17 protein-coding genes are annotated in these 15,077 nt (G+C 73.3%); 9 read left to right on the plus strand and 8 right to left on the minus strand.

Annotated elements, in window-relative coordinates; all coding sequences use genetic code 11:
* Nucleotides 1-44: 44 nt before the first annotated feature.
* Nucleotides 45-1,580: an MFS transporter gene (locus tag G7072_RS15240; protein ID WP_166087824.1), complete on the plus strand. Its 1,536-nt coding sequence runs from the start codon at nucleotides 45-47 to the stop codon at nucleotides 1,578-1,580.
* 90 nt (nucleotides 1,581-1,670) lie between these two features.
* On the opposite strand, the gene G7072_RS15245 is transcribed toward G7072_RS15240, so the two are convergent.
* Nucleotides 1,671-3,125, minus strand: a complete 1,455-nt coding sequence (locus G7072_RS15245) for a glutamate mutase L (RefSeq protein WP_166087827.1) — start codon at nucleotides 3,123-3,125, stop codon at nucleotides 1,671-1,673.
* Complete coding sequence (locus tag G7072_RS15250) at nucleotides 3,122-4,285, minus strand: cystathionine gamma-synthase (RefSeq protein ID WP_166087829.1); 1,164 nt, start codon at nucleotides 4,283-4,285, stop codon at nucleotides 3,122-3,124. The genes G7072_RS15245 and G7072_RS15250 overlap by 4 nt, the downstream gene beginning before the upstream one ends.
* A 124-nt stretch (nucleotides 4,286-4,409) precedes the next feature.
* On the opposite strand from G7072_RS15250, the gene msrA reads away from it, so the two are divergent.
* Nucleotides 4,410-5,057 carry a peptide-methionine (S)-S-oxide reductase MsrA gene (gene msrA / locus G7072_RS15255; RefSeq protein ID WP_166087831.1) on the plus strand — a complete coding sequence of 216 codons (648 nt, stop codon included), beginning with the start codon at nucleotides 4,410-4,412 and terminating at the stop codon, nucleotides 5,055-5,057.
* A gap of 65 nt (nucleotides 5,058-5,122) precedes the next feature.
* On the opposite strand, the gene G7072_RS20220 is transcribed toward msrA, so the two are convergent.
* The 3 genes from G7072_RS20220 to G7072_RS15270 all read right to left on the minus strand — a co-directional run bounded on the left by G7072_RS20220 (nucleotide 5,123) and on the right by G7072_RS15270 (nucleotide 7,364).
* Nucleotides 5,123-5,698, minus strand: a complete 576-nt coding sequence (locus tag G7072_RS20220; protein ID WP_166087833.1) for a DapH/DapD/GlmU-related protein — start codon at nucleotides 5,696-5,698, stop codon at nucleotides 5,123-5,125.
* A gap of 5 nt (nucleotides 5,699-5,703) precedes the next feature.
* The gene (locus tag G7072_RS15265) at nucleotides 5,704-6,063 is read right to left on the minus strand and encodes a cyclophilin-like fold protein (RefSeq protein ID WP_240916979.1); all 360 of its coding nucleotides are present in this window, start codon (nucleotides 6,061-6,063) and stop codon (nucleotides 5,704-5,706) included.
* A 227-nt stretch (nucleotides 6,064-6,290) separates the two neighbouring features.
* A complete protein-coding gene (locus G7072_RS15270) occupies nucleotides 6,291-7,364 on the minus strand; it encodes a zinc-dependent alcohol dehydrogenase family protein (RefSeq protein ID WP_166087835.1) in 1,074 nt (357 codons plus the stop codon).
* A gap of 157 nt (nucleotides 7,365-7,521) precedes the next feature.
* On the opposite strand from G7072_RS15270, the gene G7072_RS15275 reads away from it, so the two are divergent.
* The 4 genes from G7072_RS15275 (at nucleotide 7,522) to G7072_RS15290 (ending at nucleotide 10,736) form a co-directional block, all read left to right on the plus strand.
* A complete protein-coding gene (locus G7072_RS15275; protein ID WP_166087837.1) occupies nucleotides 7,522-8,391 on the plus strand; it encodes a helix-turn-helix transcriptional regulator in 870 nt (289 codons plus the stop codon).
* A gap of 71 nt (nucleotides 8,392-8,462) precedes the next feature.
* Nucleotides 8,463-8,810: a PAS domain-containing protein gene (locus tag G7072_RS15280; protein WP_166087839.1), complete on the plus strand. Its 348-nt coding sequence runs from the start codon at nucleotides 8,463-8,465 to the stop codon at nucleotides 8,808-8,810.
* 179 nt (nucleotides 8,811-8,989) lie between these two features.
* Entirely contained in the window at nucleotides 8,990-9,733 is a 744-nt protein-coding gene (locus G7072_RS15285) for a sulfotransferase family protein (RefSeq protein ID WP_166087841.1), read from the plus strand.
* Between the two features lie 22 nt (nucleotides 9,734-9,755).
* Nucleotides 9,756-10,736: an NYN domain-containing protein gene (locus tag G7072_RS15290; RefSeq protein ID WP_166087843.1), complete on the plus strand. Its 981-nt coding sequence runs from the start codon at nucleotides 9,756-9,758 to the stop codon at nucleotides 10,734-10,736.
* A gap of 33 nt (nucleotides 10,737-10,769) precedes the next feature.
* Here the strand turns inward: G7072_RS15290 and G7072_RS15295 are convergent, their stop codons facing one another.
* The gene (locus G7072_RS15295; RefSeq protein ID WP_206063161.1) at nucleotides 10,770-11,210 is read right to left on the minus strand and encodes a PaaI family thioesterase; all 441 of its coding nucleotides are present in this window, start codon (nucleotides 11,208-11,210) and stop codon (nucleotides 10,770-10,772) included.
* Nucleotides 11,211-11,252: 42 nt separating this feature from the next.
* On the opposite strand from G7072_RS15295, the gene G7072_RS15300 reads away from it, so the two are divergent.
* Nucleotides 11,253-11,606, plus strand: coding sequence for a DUF202 domain-containing protein (locus G7072_RS15300; protein WP_166087845.1), 354 nt, complete (start codon nucleotides 11,253-11,255; stop codon nucleotides 11,604-11,606).
* Nucleotides 11,603-11,875, plus strand: a complete 273-nt coding sequence (locus G7072_RS15305) for a DUF202 domain-containing protein (RefSeq protein ID WP_166087848.1) — start codon at nucleotides 11,603-11,605, stop codon at nucleotides 11,873-11,875. The genes G7072_RS15300 and G7072_RS15305 overlap by 4 nt, the downstream gene beginning before the upstream one ends.
* On the opposite strand, the gene G7072_RS20270 is transcribed toward G7072_RS15305, so the two are convergent.
* A complete protein-coding gene (locus tag G7072_RS20270) occupies nucleotides 11,868-12,491 on the minus strand; it encodes a YigZ family protein (RefSeq protein ID WP_166090252.1) in 624 nt (207 codons plus the stop codon). The genes G7072_RS15305 and G7072_RS20270 overlap by 8 nt on opposite strands.
* A complete protein-coding gene (locus G7072_RS15315; protein ID WP_166087850.1) occupies nucleotides 12,488-13,270 on the minus strand; it encodes a TSUP family transporter in 783 nt (260 codons plus the stop codon). The genes G7072_RS20270 and G7072_RS15315 overlap by 4 nt, the downstream gene beginning before the upstream one ends.
* 222 nt (nucleotides 13,271-13,492) lie before the next feature.
* On the opposite strand from G7072_RS15315, the gene G7072_RS15320 reads away from it, so the two are divergent.
* Nucleotides 13,493-15,007 carry a kelch repeat-containing protein gene (locus tag G7072_RS15320; RefSeq protein WP_166087852.1) on the plus strand — a complete coding sequence of 505 codons (1,515 nt, stop codon included), beginning with the start codon at nucleotides 13,493-13,495 and terminating at the stop codon, nucleotides 15,005-15,007.
* Nucleotides 15,008-15,077: the final 70 nt, after the last annotated feature.

Genomic DNA, 15,077 nt, shown 5'->3' on the forward strand with positions numbered 1-15,077 from the left:
TGCGGTCACCCTTGATGTTGACAGCGCCAACACCAGGAGTGCCGATGTCCCGCAAGTCCCTGATCCTGCTCACCGTCTGCATGGCGACGCTCACGATCAACCTCAGCACCATGATCGTGAACGTCGCGCTGCCGACCCTGGCCGCGGAGCTCGACGCCGGCACCCGCGACCTGCTGTGGATCGTCGACGGCTACAACCTCGCCTTCGCCGCGCTGGTGCTGGCCATGGGCAGCCTGTCCGACCGCTTCGGTCGCCGGCCCGCCCTCATCGGGGGACTCGTGGGCTTCGGTGCGAGCAGCGCCGCCGCGGCCCTGACCGACAGCAGCGGCGCGCTGATCGCCTGCCGGGTGGCGATGGGGGTGTTCGCGGCCGTCATCTTCCCGACGACCCTGTCCATCATCTCCAACACGTTCAGCGACCGGCGGGAGCGCGCCACGGCGCTCGGGCTCTGGGGTGCCGCGGTCGGCCTCGGCGTCGCCCTCGGCCCGGTCACCGGAGGCCTCCTGCTGGAGCACTCCTCCTGGCAGAGCATCTTCTGGGCGCAGGTGCCGGTCGCCCTCCTCACCGCAGGTCTCGCCGTGGCCTTCGTGCCGGAGTCGCGCGACCCCTCGGTGCCACCGATCGACCGCGCCGGCTTCGCGACCTCCGTCGCGGCCCTCGGCACACTGACCTGGACCATCATCGAGGCGCCGGAGCACGGCTGGAGCAGCACCGAGACGCTGACCGGTTTCGCGGTCGCCGCCGTGCTGCTGGCAGCGTTCGTGCTCGTCGAGCGCCGGGTCGAGCACCCGATGATCGACGTGACGCTGTTCGCCGACCGGCGCTTCAGCGCCGCGTGCGCCTCGGTCACCATCGCGTTCTTCGCGCTCTTCGGCTTCGTCTTCCTGATCACCCAGTTCTTCCAGTTCGTGCGCGGCTACGACCCCCTCGAGACCGGCCTGCGGTTCCTGCCCGTGGCGCTGGCCATCGCGGTCGCCTCCGTCGTCGGCAGCCAGCTCGCTCCCCGGCTCGGCACCAAGCTCGTGGTCGCACCGGGGCTCTTCCTGCTGGGTGGCGCGTTCCTGTGGATCTCCTTCATCCCCGCGGACGTCTCGTACGCGAGCGTGGTCGTCCCGCAGATGCTGCTCCTCGGCTCCGGGATCGGGCTGGTCAGCACCCCCGCCACCGAGGCCATCCTCCAGGTCCTGCCGCCGGCCCGCGCCGGCGTCGGGTCGGCGGTCAACGACGCCACCCGCGAGCTGGGGGGCACCCTCGGTGTCGCCGTGGTCGGGTCGCTGTTCTCCTCGCTCTACTCCGACAAGCTGCTGGACCTCGTCGAGGGCCGCCTGCCCGCCGACCTGGCCGAGAAGGCGGCCGACTCGGTCGGGTTCGCCGACGTCCTCGCCGCCCGGGTGCCCACGCTCGGCGCAGCGGTCGACACCGCCTTCCTCGACGGGTTCGGCCTGGCGTGCACCGTCGTCGGGCTCCTGTGCGTGGTCGGTGGCACCGCCGCGCTCGTCGCCCTGCCGGGCAACGGCTACGACCCCGCCGAGCAGCAGGCGTCCGACGACGAGCCGGCCCCCGCGACCGCCGCCGGCTGAGCGGGTCGGCCACGTCCTGACCACCTCGGCGCCTGCATCAGCTCGCCGTACGTCTCTCGAGCAGGTGGTCGCTGCACCCGGGCGCGGCTCTCAGCCCAGCGCTGTCAGCAGGGCGTACGCCGCCTCCGGGTGGTCGGCCGCCAGCAGGCCGGCCGGCATGAGCAGGTGGTCGCGGTCGAGCACGACCCGCGCACGCTCGGGCACCTGCCACCCGCCGTCGGCCGCGCCCGGACCGGTGAGGTGCTCGGTGAGCACCGCGACGGCGGCGCCCGGGTCCGCAGCGTGGCGCAGCACCCCGCCGGAGCCGACGACCACGCCCACCTCGCGCAGGTCGGTGCCGGTGCGCTCAACCAGCCGGGCCGGGCCGGAGCCGCCCCCGGAGTCGAAGCGGACCTGGGCGCGTCCCGCGTGACGGCGTACGGCGAGCGCGGCGGACCACCCGGCCAGCCGCAGGTCGAAGCCGCTCTCCGTGACGTCGGAGGCCTCAGGATCGGGATCGCCGTCGGTGGCGGGGACCAGACCCGGGTCGTCCTGACGGGCGAGCGCGCGACGCTCGGCGTCCGCCTGGTCGGCGGCGGGCACGAGACCGGCGGCGACCGCCTCGGCCACGGTCGAGACGGCGCTCCAGCGCATGCCGAGGTCGCCCTCGACGGTGCGGGTGGCCGGCACGAGCCCGACCACGTCCCGCCCGGCCGACTCGGGGTCGACCTCCACCACGGAGTAGACGTCGGTGGTGGCACCGCCGACGTCGACGACGACCACGTCGCCCCAGCCCGCCCCAGCCACGCCGGGGCCGCCGGGGCCGCCCGCCATCAGCTCGACCGCCGCCAGCATGAGGTCGGGGGTGGCACCGCGCACCATCGCCGCGAAGGCCTCGCCGGCCGAGAGGTGCTTGCCGCCGATGACGTGCGACAGGAACATCGCCCGCAGCGCCGCGCGGGCCGGCTCGGGGGTGAAGGCCCCGATCCGCGGCATCACGTTGGCGCAGGTCTGGGTCGGCACCCCGGCGGCCGCGAGGATCCCGGCCACCTCGACGGCGGCGTCGGCGTTGCCGGCCACCACGACCGGGACCGTGGTGATCGCGGGGCCGCTGCCGGCCAGCGCGCGGGCGTTGTGCTCGAGCACCTCGGCGTTGCCGCCGTCGGTGCCGCCCGCCAGCAGCAGCACGTCGGGACGGGCCGCGACCAGCGCCTCGAGGGCCGCAGCGTCGAGGGGCCCCGACGCGACGTGGACCACCCGCCCCCCGCTCGAGAGCGCCACCCGGCGTCCGGCCTCCGAGGTCACCAGCTGCTCGTTGCCGACGACGGCGATGCGCAGGCCTCCCCCGGCGGACGAGCAGGCCAGCACCGGGGCGTCGCCGGCTCCCGGCACCTGCCGCTCGAGGTCGGCCCGGCACGCGGCCCAGCCCTCCAGGACGTCGGTGTCGACGGTGGTGCGGTGCGAGGTGCGGGCCAGGACCTGCGGCGGCCGGGTCGACGTACCGAGGTCGACCACGCAGGCCTTGGTGTACGTCGACCCGAAGTCGACGCAGACCCGCAGGGTCACGCCAGGGCCTGGTCCAGGTCGGCGACAAGGTCGTCGGCGGTCTCGATGCCCACCGAGAGCCGGATGAGGTCGGCGGGCACCTCGAGGTCGGTGCCGGCGACCGAGGCGTGCGTCATCCGGCCGGGGTGCTCGATGAGCGACTCCACGCCGCCCAACGACTCTCCCAGGGTCCAGACCTGGGTCGCGGCGCAGACGTCGAGCGCCTTGGCCTCACCGGCCTTCACGCGGAACGAGACGATGCCGCCGTACCTCTTCATCTGACGGCTCGCGACCTCGTGACCGCTGTGGCTCGCGAGCCCGGGGTAGATCACCTCGCTGACGGCGGGGTGGCTCTCGAGGTGGGCGACGACCGCCTCAGCGTTGTCGCAGTGGCGCTCCATGCGGATGGCGAGCGTCTTGAGGCCGCGGTGGGTCAGGAAGCAGTCGAAGGGGCCGGGCACGGCGCCCAGCGCGTTCTGGTGGAAGCCGATCCTCTCGGCGACGTCGAGGTCGCGGACCACGAGGGCGCCGCCGACGACGTCGGAGTGCCCGCCGCAGTACTTCGTGGTCGAGTGCACGACGACGTCGGCGCCCAGCGTGAGCGGCTGCTGGAGGTACGGCGACGCGAACGTGTTGTCCACGACCAGCAGGGCGCCGGCCTCGTGGGCGAGGTCGGCGATGGCCGCGATGTCGGCGACCGTGAGCAATGGGTTGGTCGGCGTCTCCACCCACACGACCTTCGTCTCGCCGGGCCGGATGGCGGCGGCGACGGCCTCGGTGTCGGCGACGTGCGCCGGGGTGTGGGCCAGCCCCCACGGCTTCTCCACCTTGTCGAAGAGCCGGTAGGTGCCGCCGTAGGCGTCGTCGGGGATGACCACGTGGTCGCCCGGCGCGCAGACCGAGCGCAGCAGGGTGTCCTCGGCGGCCAGCCCGCTGGAGAAGGCGAAGCCGCGCTCGCCGTCCTCCAGGGCGGCCAGGCAGGTCTCAAGCGCGGTGCGGGTCGGGTTGGCGCTGCGGGAGTACTCGTAGCCGCCGCGCAGCCCGCCCACGCCGTCCTGCTTGTAGGTGCTGGTGGCGTAGATCGGCGGGATCACGGCACCGGTGGTGGGGTCCGGCTCGGAGCCCGCGTGGATGGCGCGTGACTCGAAGCCGAGCTTGTCGAGGGAGAGGTGGTCGCTCACCCTCCGCACCCTACTCAGCGGCGCCGGCACCGCCAGTGCGGGCAACCGGCAGGCAACGGGCAGGAATGATCCGGCCCCTTGATCGGTTGCGGAGACTGGAAGGGTCCCGACCCCTGGAGGATCGATGTTCTTCACCCGCACCAAGAGCCAGCTGCCCGAGCCCGGCGAGGCGCTGCCTGGCCGCGAGCAGCCGTGGTTCCACCTGGCCGACAAGCACGTCGTGCTCGACGCGCCCGTCGTCACCGACGAGGTGCCCGAGGGCCACGAGGTGGCGATCTTCGGCCTCGGCTGCTTCTGGGGGGCCGAGGAGATGTACTGGCAGCTGCCGGGCGTCTGGTCCACGAGCGTCGGCTACGCCGGCGGCGAGACGGCCCACCCGTCGTACGAGGAGGTCTGCTCGGGCATGACCGGGCACACCGAGGCCGTGCGGATCGTGTTCGACCCGACCGTGGTGAGCTACGAGACCCTGGTCAAGCGGTTCTTCGAGGTCCACGACCCGACGCAGGGCATGCGCCAGGGCAACGACGTCGGCACGCAGTACCGCTCCGCGATCTACACCACCAGCGACGCCCAGGCCGAGGTCGCCGAGCGCCTCACCCAGGTGTACGGCGACGAGCTGGCCCGTCAGGGCCTCGGCACCATCACCACCGAGGTGCGACCCGCCCCGACGTACTACTACGCCGAGGACCTGCACCAGCAGTACCTCGCCAAGAACCCCTACGGCTACCGCTGCCACGCCAACACGGGCGTCCCCTTCCCCGCGACTGCGTGAGCCGACGCCGGCAGGGGCCGCGCCCGGGCCGGCCGCGGTCAGACGTCCGCGGCTGAGCCCTCCTGTCAGGCGTCGAAGCCGGTCGGGCGGATGAGCCGCGCCGGCACGCCGGCGACGATCACGTCGGCCGGCACGTCCTTGGTCACCACGGCTCCGGCGCCCACGATGGCGCCGTCGCCGATGGTGACGCCGGGGACGACCGTCACCGAGGCTCCCAGCCACACCTGGCGGCCGAGGACGATCGGCGCCGGGACCATGTCGGCCCGCCGAGCGGGGTCCACGGCGTGGTCGAGGGTGGTCAACGTGCTGCCGTGGCCGATGAGCGAGCCGTCACCGATCGTGATGCCGCCGGTGTCCTGGAACCGGCAGCCGAGGTTGATGAAGATGTCCCGGCCGAGGGTGAGGTTCTTGCCGAACTCGGAGTAGAACGGCGGGAAGAGCGTCACCGACTCGTGCACCGGCTTGCCGGTGAGCCGCGTCAGCAGGGCCCGCACCTCCTCGGGCGAGCGGTAGCCGCTGTTGAGCTCGCCGAGGGTCCGCAGCGCCTCCTGCGCGGCGTCCTGCATGAAGCGGTGGTGCGCGGACCCGCCGGCGACCGCACCGCCGGCATCCACGTGGGCGAGGAACTCCTCGACAAGCACGCGACTCACTCCTGTCCGGGCTCGACGACGACGGAGACGGAGCCGCTCAGGGCGCCGATCCGCTCGGCGGCGTCGCCGTCCAACCGTCCCAGGACCACGATGCCGGGGAAGAAGGACTGGTCGCCGTAGTAGAGGACGAGGTCGTTGCCCGGCGCGTAGTAGCCGAGGTCCCCGGGCGACGGGTCGGCCCCCTCGGGCTGACCCTCCAGCGAGAGCGGCTCGGGGAGGCGGCCGGTCTTCTCCACCCCGCCGTGGTCCTCCATGTCGACGGTGACCGGCAGCTGGGCCAGGAGGTCCTCGGCCGCTGCGCTCGGGGTGAGCGTCGCGCTGAGCTGCTCGGCGCCGATGGTCAGGGTGATGCGCACGGAGTCCTCCTCGGGTGCGTCCGCGGTCCGCGCGGACGGGATGGGTCGGTCGGGTCCGTCGCTGCTCCCCGCTGGCGGGGTCGACGGGGTCGATGGGGTGGACGGGCTGTCCGCCTGTCGTCGGTCGTCCGCCGACCCGGACGAGGCACAACTTGAGACCAGCACCAGCGCGGTGGTGACGGCAGCCAGCAGCGTCGGGCGGGGTGCGGGGAGAGCCACGCGTGCTCTCACGTGCCCCGGACGGCCGGCTGCGACCCCAGCTCGCTGACCCTGACCAGCGTCTTGATCGCTCGCCGCTCGTCCATGGCGGCGTAGCCCTCGGGGATGTCCTCGAGGTCGACAGCCAGGTCGAAGACCTTGCCGGGGTTGATCTCCCCGGCGAGCACGGCGGCGATCAGCTCGGGCTGGTAGGCGCGCGCCGGGGCGGGACCGCCCCGGGTCCCGACGTTGCGGAAGAACGGCACGTTCGCGTCGATCGTGGCGTCGTGCGGGATGCCGACGCGGCCGACGACGGCGCCGGCCTTGGCGACGGCGAAGGCAGTGTCCGTCGCGAGCTTGCCGCCGACGCACTCCAGGACGGCGTCGGCACCGTAGCCCCCGGTGAGGTCCTTGAGCTCCTGCACGGCCTCCTCCCCCCGGGCGGTGATGATGTCGGTCGCGCCCCACTCGCGGGCGAGCGCGTGGCGGGACTCGGTCGTGCTGCCCAGCACGATGATCCGCTCGGCACCGAGGAGCCGGGCGGACAGCACCGCGCACAGGCCGACCGCGCCGTCACCGACGACTGCGACGGTGTCCCCGGGAGCGACCTCGGCGCTCACCGCGGCGTGGTGGCCGGTGGCCATGACGTCGGTCAGGGCGAGCAGGGACGCCATGGTCTCGTCGCTGAAGTCGGAGCCCGGGACCTTCACGAGGGTGCCGTCGGCCTGGGGCACCCGGACGAACTCCGCCTGGCCGCCGTCTCCCTCCAGGCCCTGGCCGAAGACGCCGCCGTGGACGCAGGCGCTGGGGAACCCGGCCAGGCAGTTGTCGCAGGTGCCGTCGCTCCACGTGAAGGGGGAGATGACGAAGTCGCCCACCTGGAGGTCCGTCACGGAGTCGCCGACCTGGTCGACCACCCCGATGAACTCGTGCCCGATCGAGCCGTGGGGCAGGTCGGAGACGCCGCGGTAGAACCACAGGTCCGACCCGCAGACGCACGCCAGGACGACGCGCACGACGGCGTCGGTCGGCTCGCCGATGGTGGGCTTCGGACGGTCCTCGACCGAGATGTCGCCCGGGCCGTTGAAGATCGCTGTCCTCATCGTGTGCACTCCTTCGATCCGCACTGCGGGTCCGTTCGGCCCCGCGACACCGAGTCAACCCGCGTGGCTCGCGGGGCGGGAGTCCCTGCCGATGGGTGCACTGACAGGGCACCTCTGAGCCCTCCGCCCGACGCCGTGGCCGCATACCCTCGATGACGTGGACAACCGAGCAGAGGTGCAGGAGTTCCTCACCACCCGTCGCGCCCGCCTCACCCCCGACCAGGTGGGGCTGCCGACGTACGGCACCCGGCGGGTCCCGGGGCTGCGGCGCAGCGAGGTCGCGGCCGTCGCGGGCCTCAGCGTCGAGTACTACGCGCGCCTGGAGCGGGGACAGATCGGCGGCGCCTCGAGCGGCGTCCTCGACGCGCTCGCGCGGGCGCTGCAGCTCGACGAGACCGAGAGCGCCCACCTGTTCGACCTGGCGCGCGCCGCCGACGGCGTCCCCACGTCGGGCCGGTCGCGTCGTCGTACGCCGAGCAGGGCCGCCTCGCGCCCCAGCCTGGGCTGGGTCCTGGACGCCATCACCGAGGGCATCGCCTTCGTCCGGGACCCGCGCCAGAACGTCCTCGCCGCCAACGCCCTGGGACGCGCCTTCTACTCACCCGTGATCGGCGACGCGGGACGGCTGCCGAACCTGGCGAGGTTCCAGTTCCTCGACCCCGCCTCCCGGGACTTCTACCCGGACTGGGAGGAGCTCGCCCGGATGTGTGTGGCCATCATGCGCACCGACGCCGGTCGCGACCCGCACGACCGTGACCTGCAGGACCTGGTCGGTGAGCTCTCGACCCGCAGCGAGACCTTCCGCCGCCTCTGGGCCGACCACGACGTGCGCACCCACGGCACCGGCACCAAACGCTTCCGGCACCCGGTCGTCGGAGAGCTCACGCTCGCCTTCGAGGAGCTGTCGATCGCCGCCGAGCCCGGGCTCGCGCTGTTCGTGTACACCGCCGAGCCCGGCTCGCCCTCCGCCGAGCGGCTGGGACTGCTCGCCTCCTGGGCGACGCCCACCCAGGCCACGGTCGACTGACGCTCCCACCCCGGTGATCCGGTTCCCCGAACCCGCCCTCCCGGCGAGGTGTCGTGAGGCATGGTCGGTGCATGGCAGAACAGGCTGTGGTCGTGACCGACACCGACGGGGTCATCGTGTACTGGAGCCCGGGCGCCGAGGCGCTGCTCGGGTGGGCGGCCGACGACGCGCTGGGCCGACGCGTGGACCTGGTGATCCCACCCCGCTTCCACGCGTCCCACTGGGCCGGCTTCGAGCGAGCCATGTCCGACCCGCAGATCAAGGACATGGCGGCCGACCTCCCGCTGCTGTGCGCGGACGGGTCGGAGAGGCACCTGGCCGGGCGCCTGCTCGCGCTGCCCGACGGGCTCGGGAGCGCGGCCGGCGCCGTCGCGGTCTACACCGACGCCGACGAGACCGGGGTGCGTCCGTTCGGGTGACGGGCGGTGACAGGCGGTGACAGGCGGTGACAGGCGGTGACAGGCGGTGACAGGCAGGGCCGTCCACCAGGAGTCGAACTCCTGCCACGCTCCAGGCATGACGAGCCTCTCGACGGGTAGGTCGAGAAGGACAGAGGGCGCCCGTGGCGCCGCTTCCCGAGTCCGGACGGTGAGCCGCGATGACCCACCCCGTCAGGTTCCTGTGGACCGAGCCCCGCTCGGTGTCCACGTCGTTCGAGCGCATGATGATGGCACGCGGTGACCACACCGTCTTCGACGAGCCGTTCTCGCGCGTCTACTACTACGGGCCCGAGCGGCGCTCCGAGCGGTACGACGAGAGCCTGCCCGAGAGCTCGGTCGACGAGGTCCTCGACCAGATCTGGAAGGCGGCCGAGGAACGGCCGGTCTTCGTCAAGGACATGGCCTACCAGGCGGCGGCGGTGCTCGACGCCGACCTGCTGGCGGGCTTCGAGAACAGCTTCCTGGTGCGGCACCCGTCGGCCACGCTGCGCTCGCTGCACCGCAACTGGCCCGACTTCACCGACGAGGAGGCGGGCTGGGCCGCCCTGGACCGGGCCGCCGACGTGGTGGAGGGGCTCGGCCGGCCGCTGCTGGTCGTCGACGCCGACAGCCTGTGCGCGGACCCCGAGCGGGTGGTCAGCGCGTGGTGCGACGGGGTCGGCGTACCGTTCGTCGCCGAGGCGCTCACGTGGCCCAGCGGCATGCGTGACGAGTGGGAGCTGTGGGACGAGTGGCACGCCTCCACGGCGAGCGCCACCGGCTTCGAGCAGCTCGACCCGCCCCCTGCTCCCCCCGGCCCCGACGAGCCGCGGCTGTTCGAGGCCTACCAGGCCGCACTCCCCGTCTACGAGCGTCTCGCGGCCCGCTCCCTCGGCGCCGACCCGCAGCAGCCCGAGGCCTGACGCACCCGACTACGCTCCGGGGATGGCCACACCGGACAGCACCAGGCTCGCCGTGCTCATCGACGGCGACAACACTACGCCCACCATCATCGAGGCGCTGCTGGCCGAGATCGCGAAGTACGGCAGCGCGACCGTCAAGCGCGCGTACGGCGACTGGACCACACCGAACCTGCGCGGCTGGAAGGAGGCGATCAACGCCCACGCCATCCAGCCGATGCAGCAGTTCGCCTACACGACTGGCAAGAACGCCACCGACAGTGCACTGATCATCGACGCCATGGACCTGCTCTACACCGGCAACCTCGACGGCTTCTGCCTGGTCTCCTCCGACAGCGACTTCACCAAGCTGGCCTCGCGGCTGCGGGAGTCGGGCAAGACGGTCTACGGCTTCGGGGAGCCCAAGACCCCGAAGTCCCTGGTCGCGGCGTGCGACAAGTTCGTCTACCTCGACGTGCTGCGGAGGGCCGAGAAGTCCGAGCAGTCGGGCGAGGAGACGGGTGGGGCCGAGGAGGCACGCGCCCCGCGGGCGCCCTCGCGGCGTACCACCGCGCAGCTGCGCAGCGACGCCACCCTGGTCCGGCTGCTGCGTGAAGGCATCGATGCCTCCTCCGACGACGAGGGCTGGGCCCACCTCGGCGGGGTCGGGACGTACGTCGCCAAGCAGGCCTCGGACTTCGACCCCCGCAACTGGGGCTACGCCAAGCTCGTCGACCTCGTGGCCGCCATCGAGCTCTTCGACGTCAAGCGCGCCTCGGGCCAGGGGGTCCAGGTCCGTGAGCGCCCGAAGGGTCAGACCAAGGGCGCCGCGAAGGCCGCCGCCGCGTCGTCGGCCGAGAAGCCGGCCACGAAGACGGCCGCGCCCGAGGGGGCGAGCACGAGGTCGAGCAAGAAGGCCACCGAGAAGCCGACCCAGGAGGGGACCGAGAAGTCGACGGAGACCGCTGCTGAGAAGCCGGCGAAGCGGGCGTCGAAGAGGGCGACCCGCGGGTCGGGCCCCGCCTGACCCACCGCGGCGACCCCACGGCTCCGCGAGGCCTCAGCCGGGGGCGTCGACGCGGATCAGCGTCGCGGTGATCGTGGCGCAGTGGACCTCGTCCCCGCCGGTGACCGCGTACGCGTCGCCCTGTGCGACGGTCAGGGTCCGGCCGGACCGCACGACCCGGCCGCGCGCCACCACCCGGTCGCCGGCGGCCGGAGCCAGCAGGTTGACCTTGAGCTCCACGGTCAGCACCTCGGACCCCGCGGGCATGAGCGTCAGCCCGGCGTAGCCGCAGGCGCTGTCGAGGATCGTCGTCGTGACCCCGGCGTGCAGGAAGCTCTGCTGCTGCGACAGCTCGGGGCGCGGCACCACCTCGATCTCGACGTGTCCCGGTGCCACCTCGACCAGCGAGGCACCCAGCAGCGTCATGACGCCCTGGGCCTCGAACGACCGGCGGACGGTGGCGGCGTACTCGGGGTTGCGGGGCTCGGTGCTCACGCGGCCATCCTGCCCGCCGGTGCGGGCCCTACGCTGACGGGCATGACACGCTGGCCGAGCTGGGTCTACGAGGAGGGCGACGACCCCGACGCGCGCTTCACGATGGCCAACGAGCGCACCTTCCTGGCGTGGATCCGCACCTCGCTCGGTTTCCTGGCCGCCGGTGTCGCGGTCGACGTGGTCGACCTCGACCTCTCCTCCGGCGTACGCCGGCTCGTCGCCGGCCTCCTCCTCGGCCTCGGCCTCATCAGCGCCCTGACCGCCTGGCTCCGGTGGGCGCGATCCGAGCGGGCGATGCGCCGCCACCAGTCGATCCCGCCGCCGGTCTCGGCCGGGGTGGTGAGCCTGGGGCTGCTCGCCGTCGGCGCCGTCCTGCTCGTGCTCGTCGTCCGATGAGCGAGGCGGCCAGCGGGTTCGCCGAGCGGACGGTCATGGCCTGGCAGCGGACCTCGCTGGCGATCGTCACCCTCGCCCTGCTCCAGCTGCGGCTGACGTCCGGTCACGCCCCGGGCGTGGTGCTGGGCCTCCTCGGGCTCGCCGCGGTCATGGCGGCCCTGGCCGGGGTCGAGGCGCGGCGCCGCGACCGGGGCGGACGCGTCGGTCTGCTGCTGACGTCGGCGGTCGTGCTGCTGACGCTGGTCGAGCTGGGGATCGTCCTCAGCTGAGGTCGACCCAGGTCTCACCCGCCGGCGCGACGACCGCCGATCCTGCGGTGAGCGCGGCGACCTCGTCGTCGACCGGCCACCCCGGCGGCACGGCGAGGGTGAGCACGACCCGCTCGCCGTACGCCGTGTCCTGCACGCGCACGCCTCGGGCACGCAGGTCGTTCTCCAGCCGCCCGGCGTCGGCGTGCTCGACGGTCACCGTCACCAGCGCCAGCCGCCTCCGCTCCACCACGACTGCCTCGTCGAGCGCCGACCGCACCGCGTCGCCGTACGCGCGCACCAGGCCACCTGCGCCCAGCAGCGTCCCCCCGAACCAGCGCACCACCACGGCCACCACGTCGCCGAGGCCGGCGCCGCGCAGCACCTCGAGCATGGGCGCCCCCGCGGTGCCCGACGGCTCACCGTCGTCGGAGGACCGCTCCACCACCCCCCTGCCCAGCACGTACGCCGAGCAGTGGTGGCGGGCGTCGGGGAAGTCGCGACGGGCCGTCGCCACCACGGCCCGCGCCTCGTCCTCCGTGGCGACCCGCTCGAGCAGGCACACGAATCGGGACCGCTTCTCCTCGAGCTCGCCGCTCGCTGGCCCGGCGAGCACCCGGTAGGAGTCCGCGCTCAGCCCCACAGCCCCAGCACCTCGCCACCGATACGGACGATGAAGGCGGAGACCACGACGACGAAGAACACCCGGACGAAGCGGGACCCGCGGGCCACCGCGGTCCGCGCGCCGATCCAGCCGCCCAGCATGTTGGCCGCTCCCATGAGCAGGCCGACCTCCCACAGCACCGCGCCCTGCGGCACGAACACCACGAGGGCCGCCAGGTTCGTGGCCCAGTTGGCCATCTTGGCCTTGGCCGACGCCTCGAGGAACGAGTAGCCCATGAGTCCCACGAGGGCGATGACGAAGAACGACCCGGTCCCGGGCCCGAGCGCGCCGTCGTACAGACCCACCACGAAGCCCGCGGCCATCGCCACCGCCGTGTGCTGGTGACCTGAGAACCGCAGCGCGGTCGCCTCGCCGACCGACGGACGGAACAGCACCCACGCGCCGACCAGCACGAGCACGACGAGCACGATCGGGCTGAACGCCTCCTCCGGGATCTGCGAGGCGACCAGGGCCCCGAGCGCCGAGCCGAGGAAGGCCAGCAGCATCAGGGGCACGAACGTGGCGGCGTGCGGGCGCACCCGCCGGTAGTAGGTGATCGAGCTGGCCGTGGTGCCGCAGATCGAGGCCAGCTTGTTGGTGGCCAGCACCTGCACGGGGCTGGCGCCGGGCAGGCCGAGCAGCAACGCCGGCAGCTGGACGAGCCCACCGCCTCCGACCACGGCGTCGACGAACCCGGCGACCAGCGCTGCGACCCCGAGCAGCGCCAGCGTCGTCAGCGTCAGGTCGTCCACCGGGCAAACCCTACGGAAGGACGGCGGTGGACCGGCGGCGGCGTACGACCGACCGCTGTCGAGGTGACTGACCGTTCGGTCAGCGCCCGGCCAAAGGTCCTCGCGGCAGTCGTGCGGCCCCTACGCTCCGAGCAGACCGCCGACCCCCGCAGCGGTCACGACGCAGAGTCCGCCTCTCCCCTCGCTTCTCGGGACGTCGGCGACGGCTCGGAGAGGCTCGACATGCTCAGACGCACGCCATCCCACCCTGCCCGGAGGCGCTTCGGCGCCCTGGCCGCGACCTTGGGGCTCTCGCTCGCCGCGGCCGCGGTCCCCAGCGGGTCGGCTGCCGCCGCGGGAGACGAGTGGGTCACGGTGGCCCCGATGGCCCAGGCGCGGGAGCGGCACGTCATGGCACCGCTCCCGAACGGCACGGTCCTCGTCGCAGGGGGGATCTCCGGATCCGGCTCCTCCACCCGCAGCGCCGAGGTCTACGACCCGACCGCCGATGCCTGGGCAGCAGTCCCGTCCCTCAGCCGTTTCCGGATCGACGCCACCGCGACCCCGCTGCTCGACGGACGTGTCCTCGTCTTCGCCGGCGAGTCGTTCTCCGGCGTCAGCAGCCCCCCGAGCACCGGCGACGTCTACAGCCCCGCGACCGGCACGTGGTCGACGACCGCCCCGGCGAGCAGGTTCTACGGCGGACAGACCGCCACCCGGCTGCTGGACGGGCGCGTCCTCGTGGTCGGCGGCAACGCGGTGACCGGTGGTCGCGAGACGCGGGCCGAGATCTACGACCCGATCACCAACAGCTGGACCAACGTGGCCCCCATGTCCCAGCCCCGCATCGGTCACACCGGCACCCTCCTCACCGACGGCCGCGTGCTCGTGGCTGGCGGGGTCGGCAACGCCGGCACCGCGGTCGACACCGCCGAGGTCTACGACCCGCTCACCGACGCGTGGACCTCCACCGAGCCGATGCCGGGAGCGCGCGACAGCCAGACCGCCACGCGCCTCGACGACGGACGGGTGCTCCTGGCCGGTGGCACCAGCTCGGGCAGCGCGCCTCTGGCGTCCGCGGTGGTGTACTCGCCCGGGACCAACAGCTTCACCGCCACCGACTCGCTCGACGTGGCCCGCACTTACCACACCGCGGTGGCTCTGACGGACGGCGACGTGCTCGTCGCCGGCGGGGAGAGCAGCGAGGCGTACCTGCCGGTCACCTCGGTCGAGGTCTACGACACCGCGACGAGCACCTGGCGCACCGTGGACGCGATGAACGGCGACCGGTCGCTCCACACGTCCGTCGCGCTGGACGACGGCACGGTCCTGGTGGCTGGCGGCTACGACAACGCGACCTTCGCCGGGGTCAGTTCGGTCGAGCGCTACACCCCCGCCGTCACCGCCGCGCCGGTAGCTGCACGCTCGATCACCGTCTCTGCGCGTGACACCGCGAAGCGCGGCGACGACCGGCTGGTCGTGTCCGGTCGGCTGAGCGTCGAGGACGGCCCGCGGCGCTGCGTCGTCGACGAGCGCGTCCTCGTCCAGCGGTACGACGCCCGCTCCGCGCGCTGGGTGCGTGTCGGGGTCGACCGGACCAGCGGCGGCGAGAACCCCGGTCGCTACCGACTCGTCACGGCCGACGTGCGTGCGACGTACCGTGCCAGCGTCGTCGAGCGCACGGTGACCCAGGGCGAGTCCACCAGCACCTGCTCGGCCGCGAGCGCCGAGGTGCGGCACTCGCACTACGCCGGCTGAGGGCACGGGAGGGGCGTCGGCACGTGCCGGCGCCCCTCTCGGCGTACCTCTGACCGCAGCTCCCAACGGC

It is taken from the genome of Nocardioides sp. HDW12B (assembly GCF_011299595.1).
Classification (GTDB): Bacteria; Actinomycetota; Actinomycetes; order Propionibacteriales; family Nocardioidaceae; genus Marmoricola_A.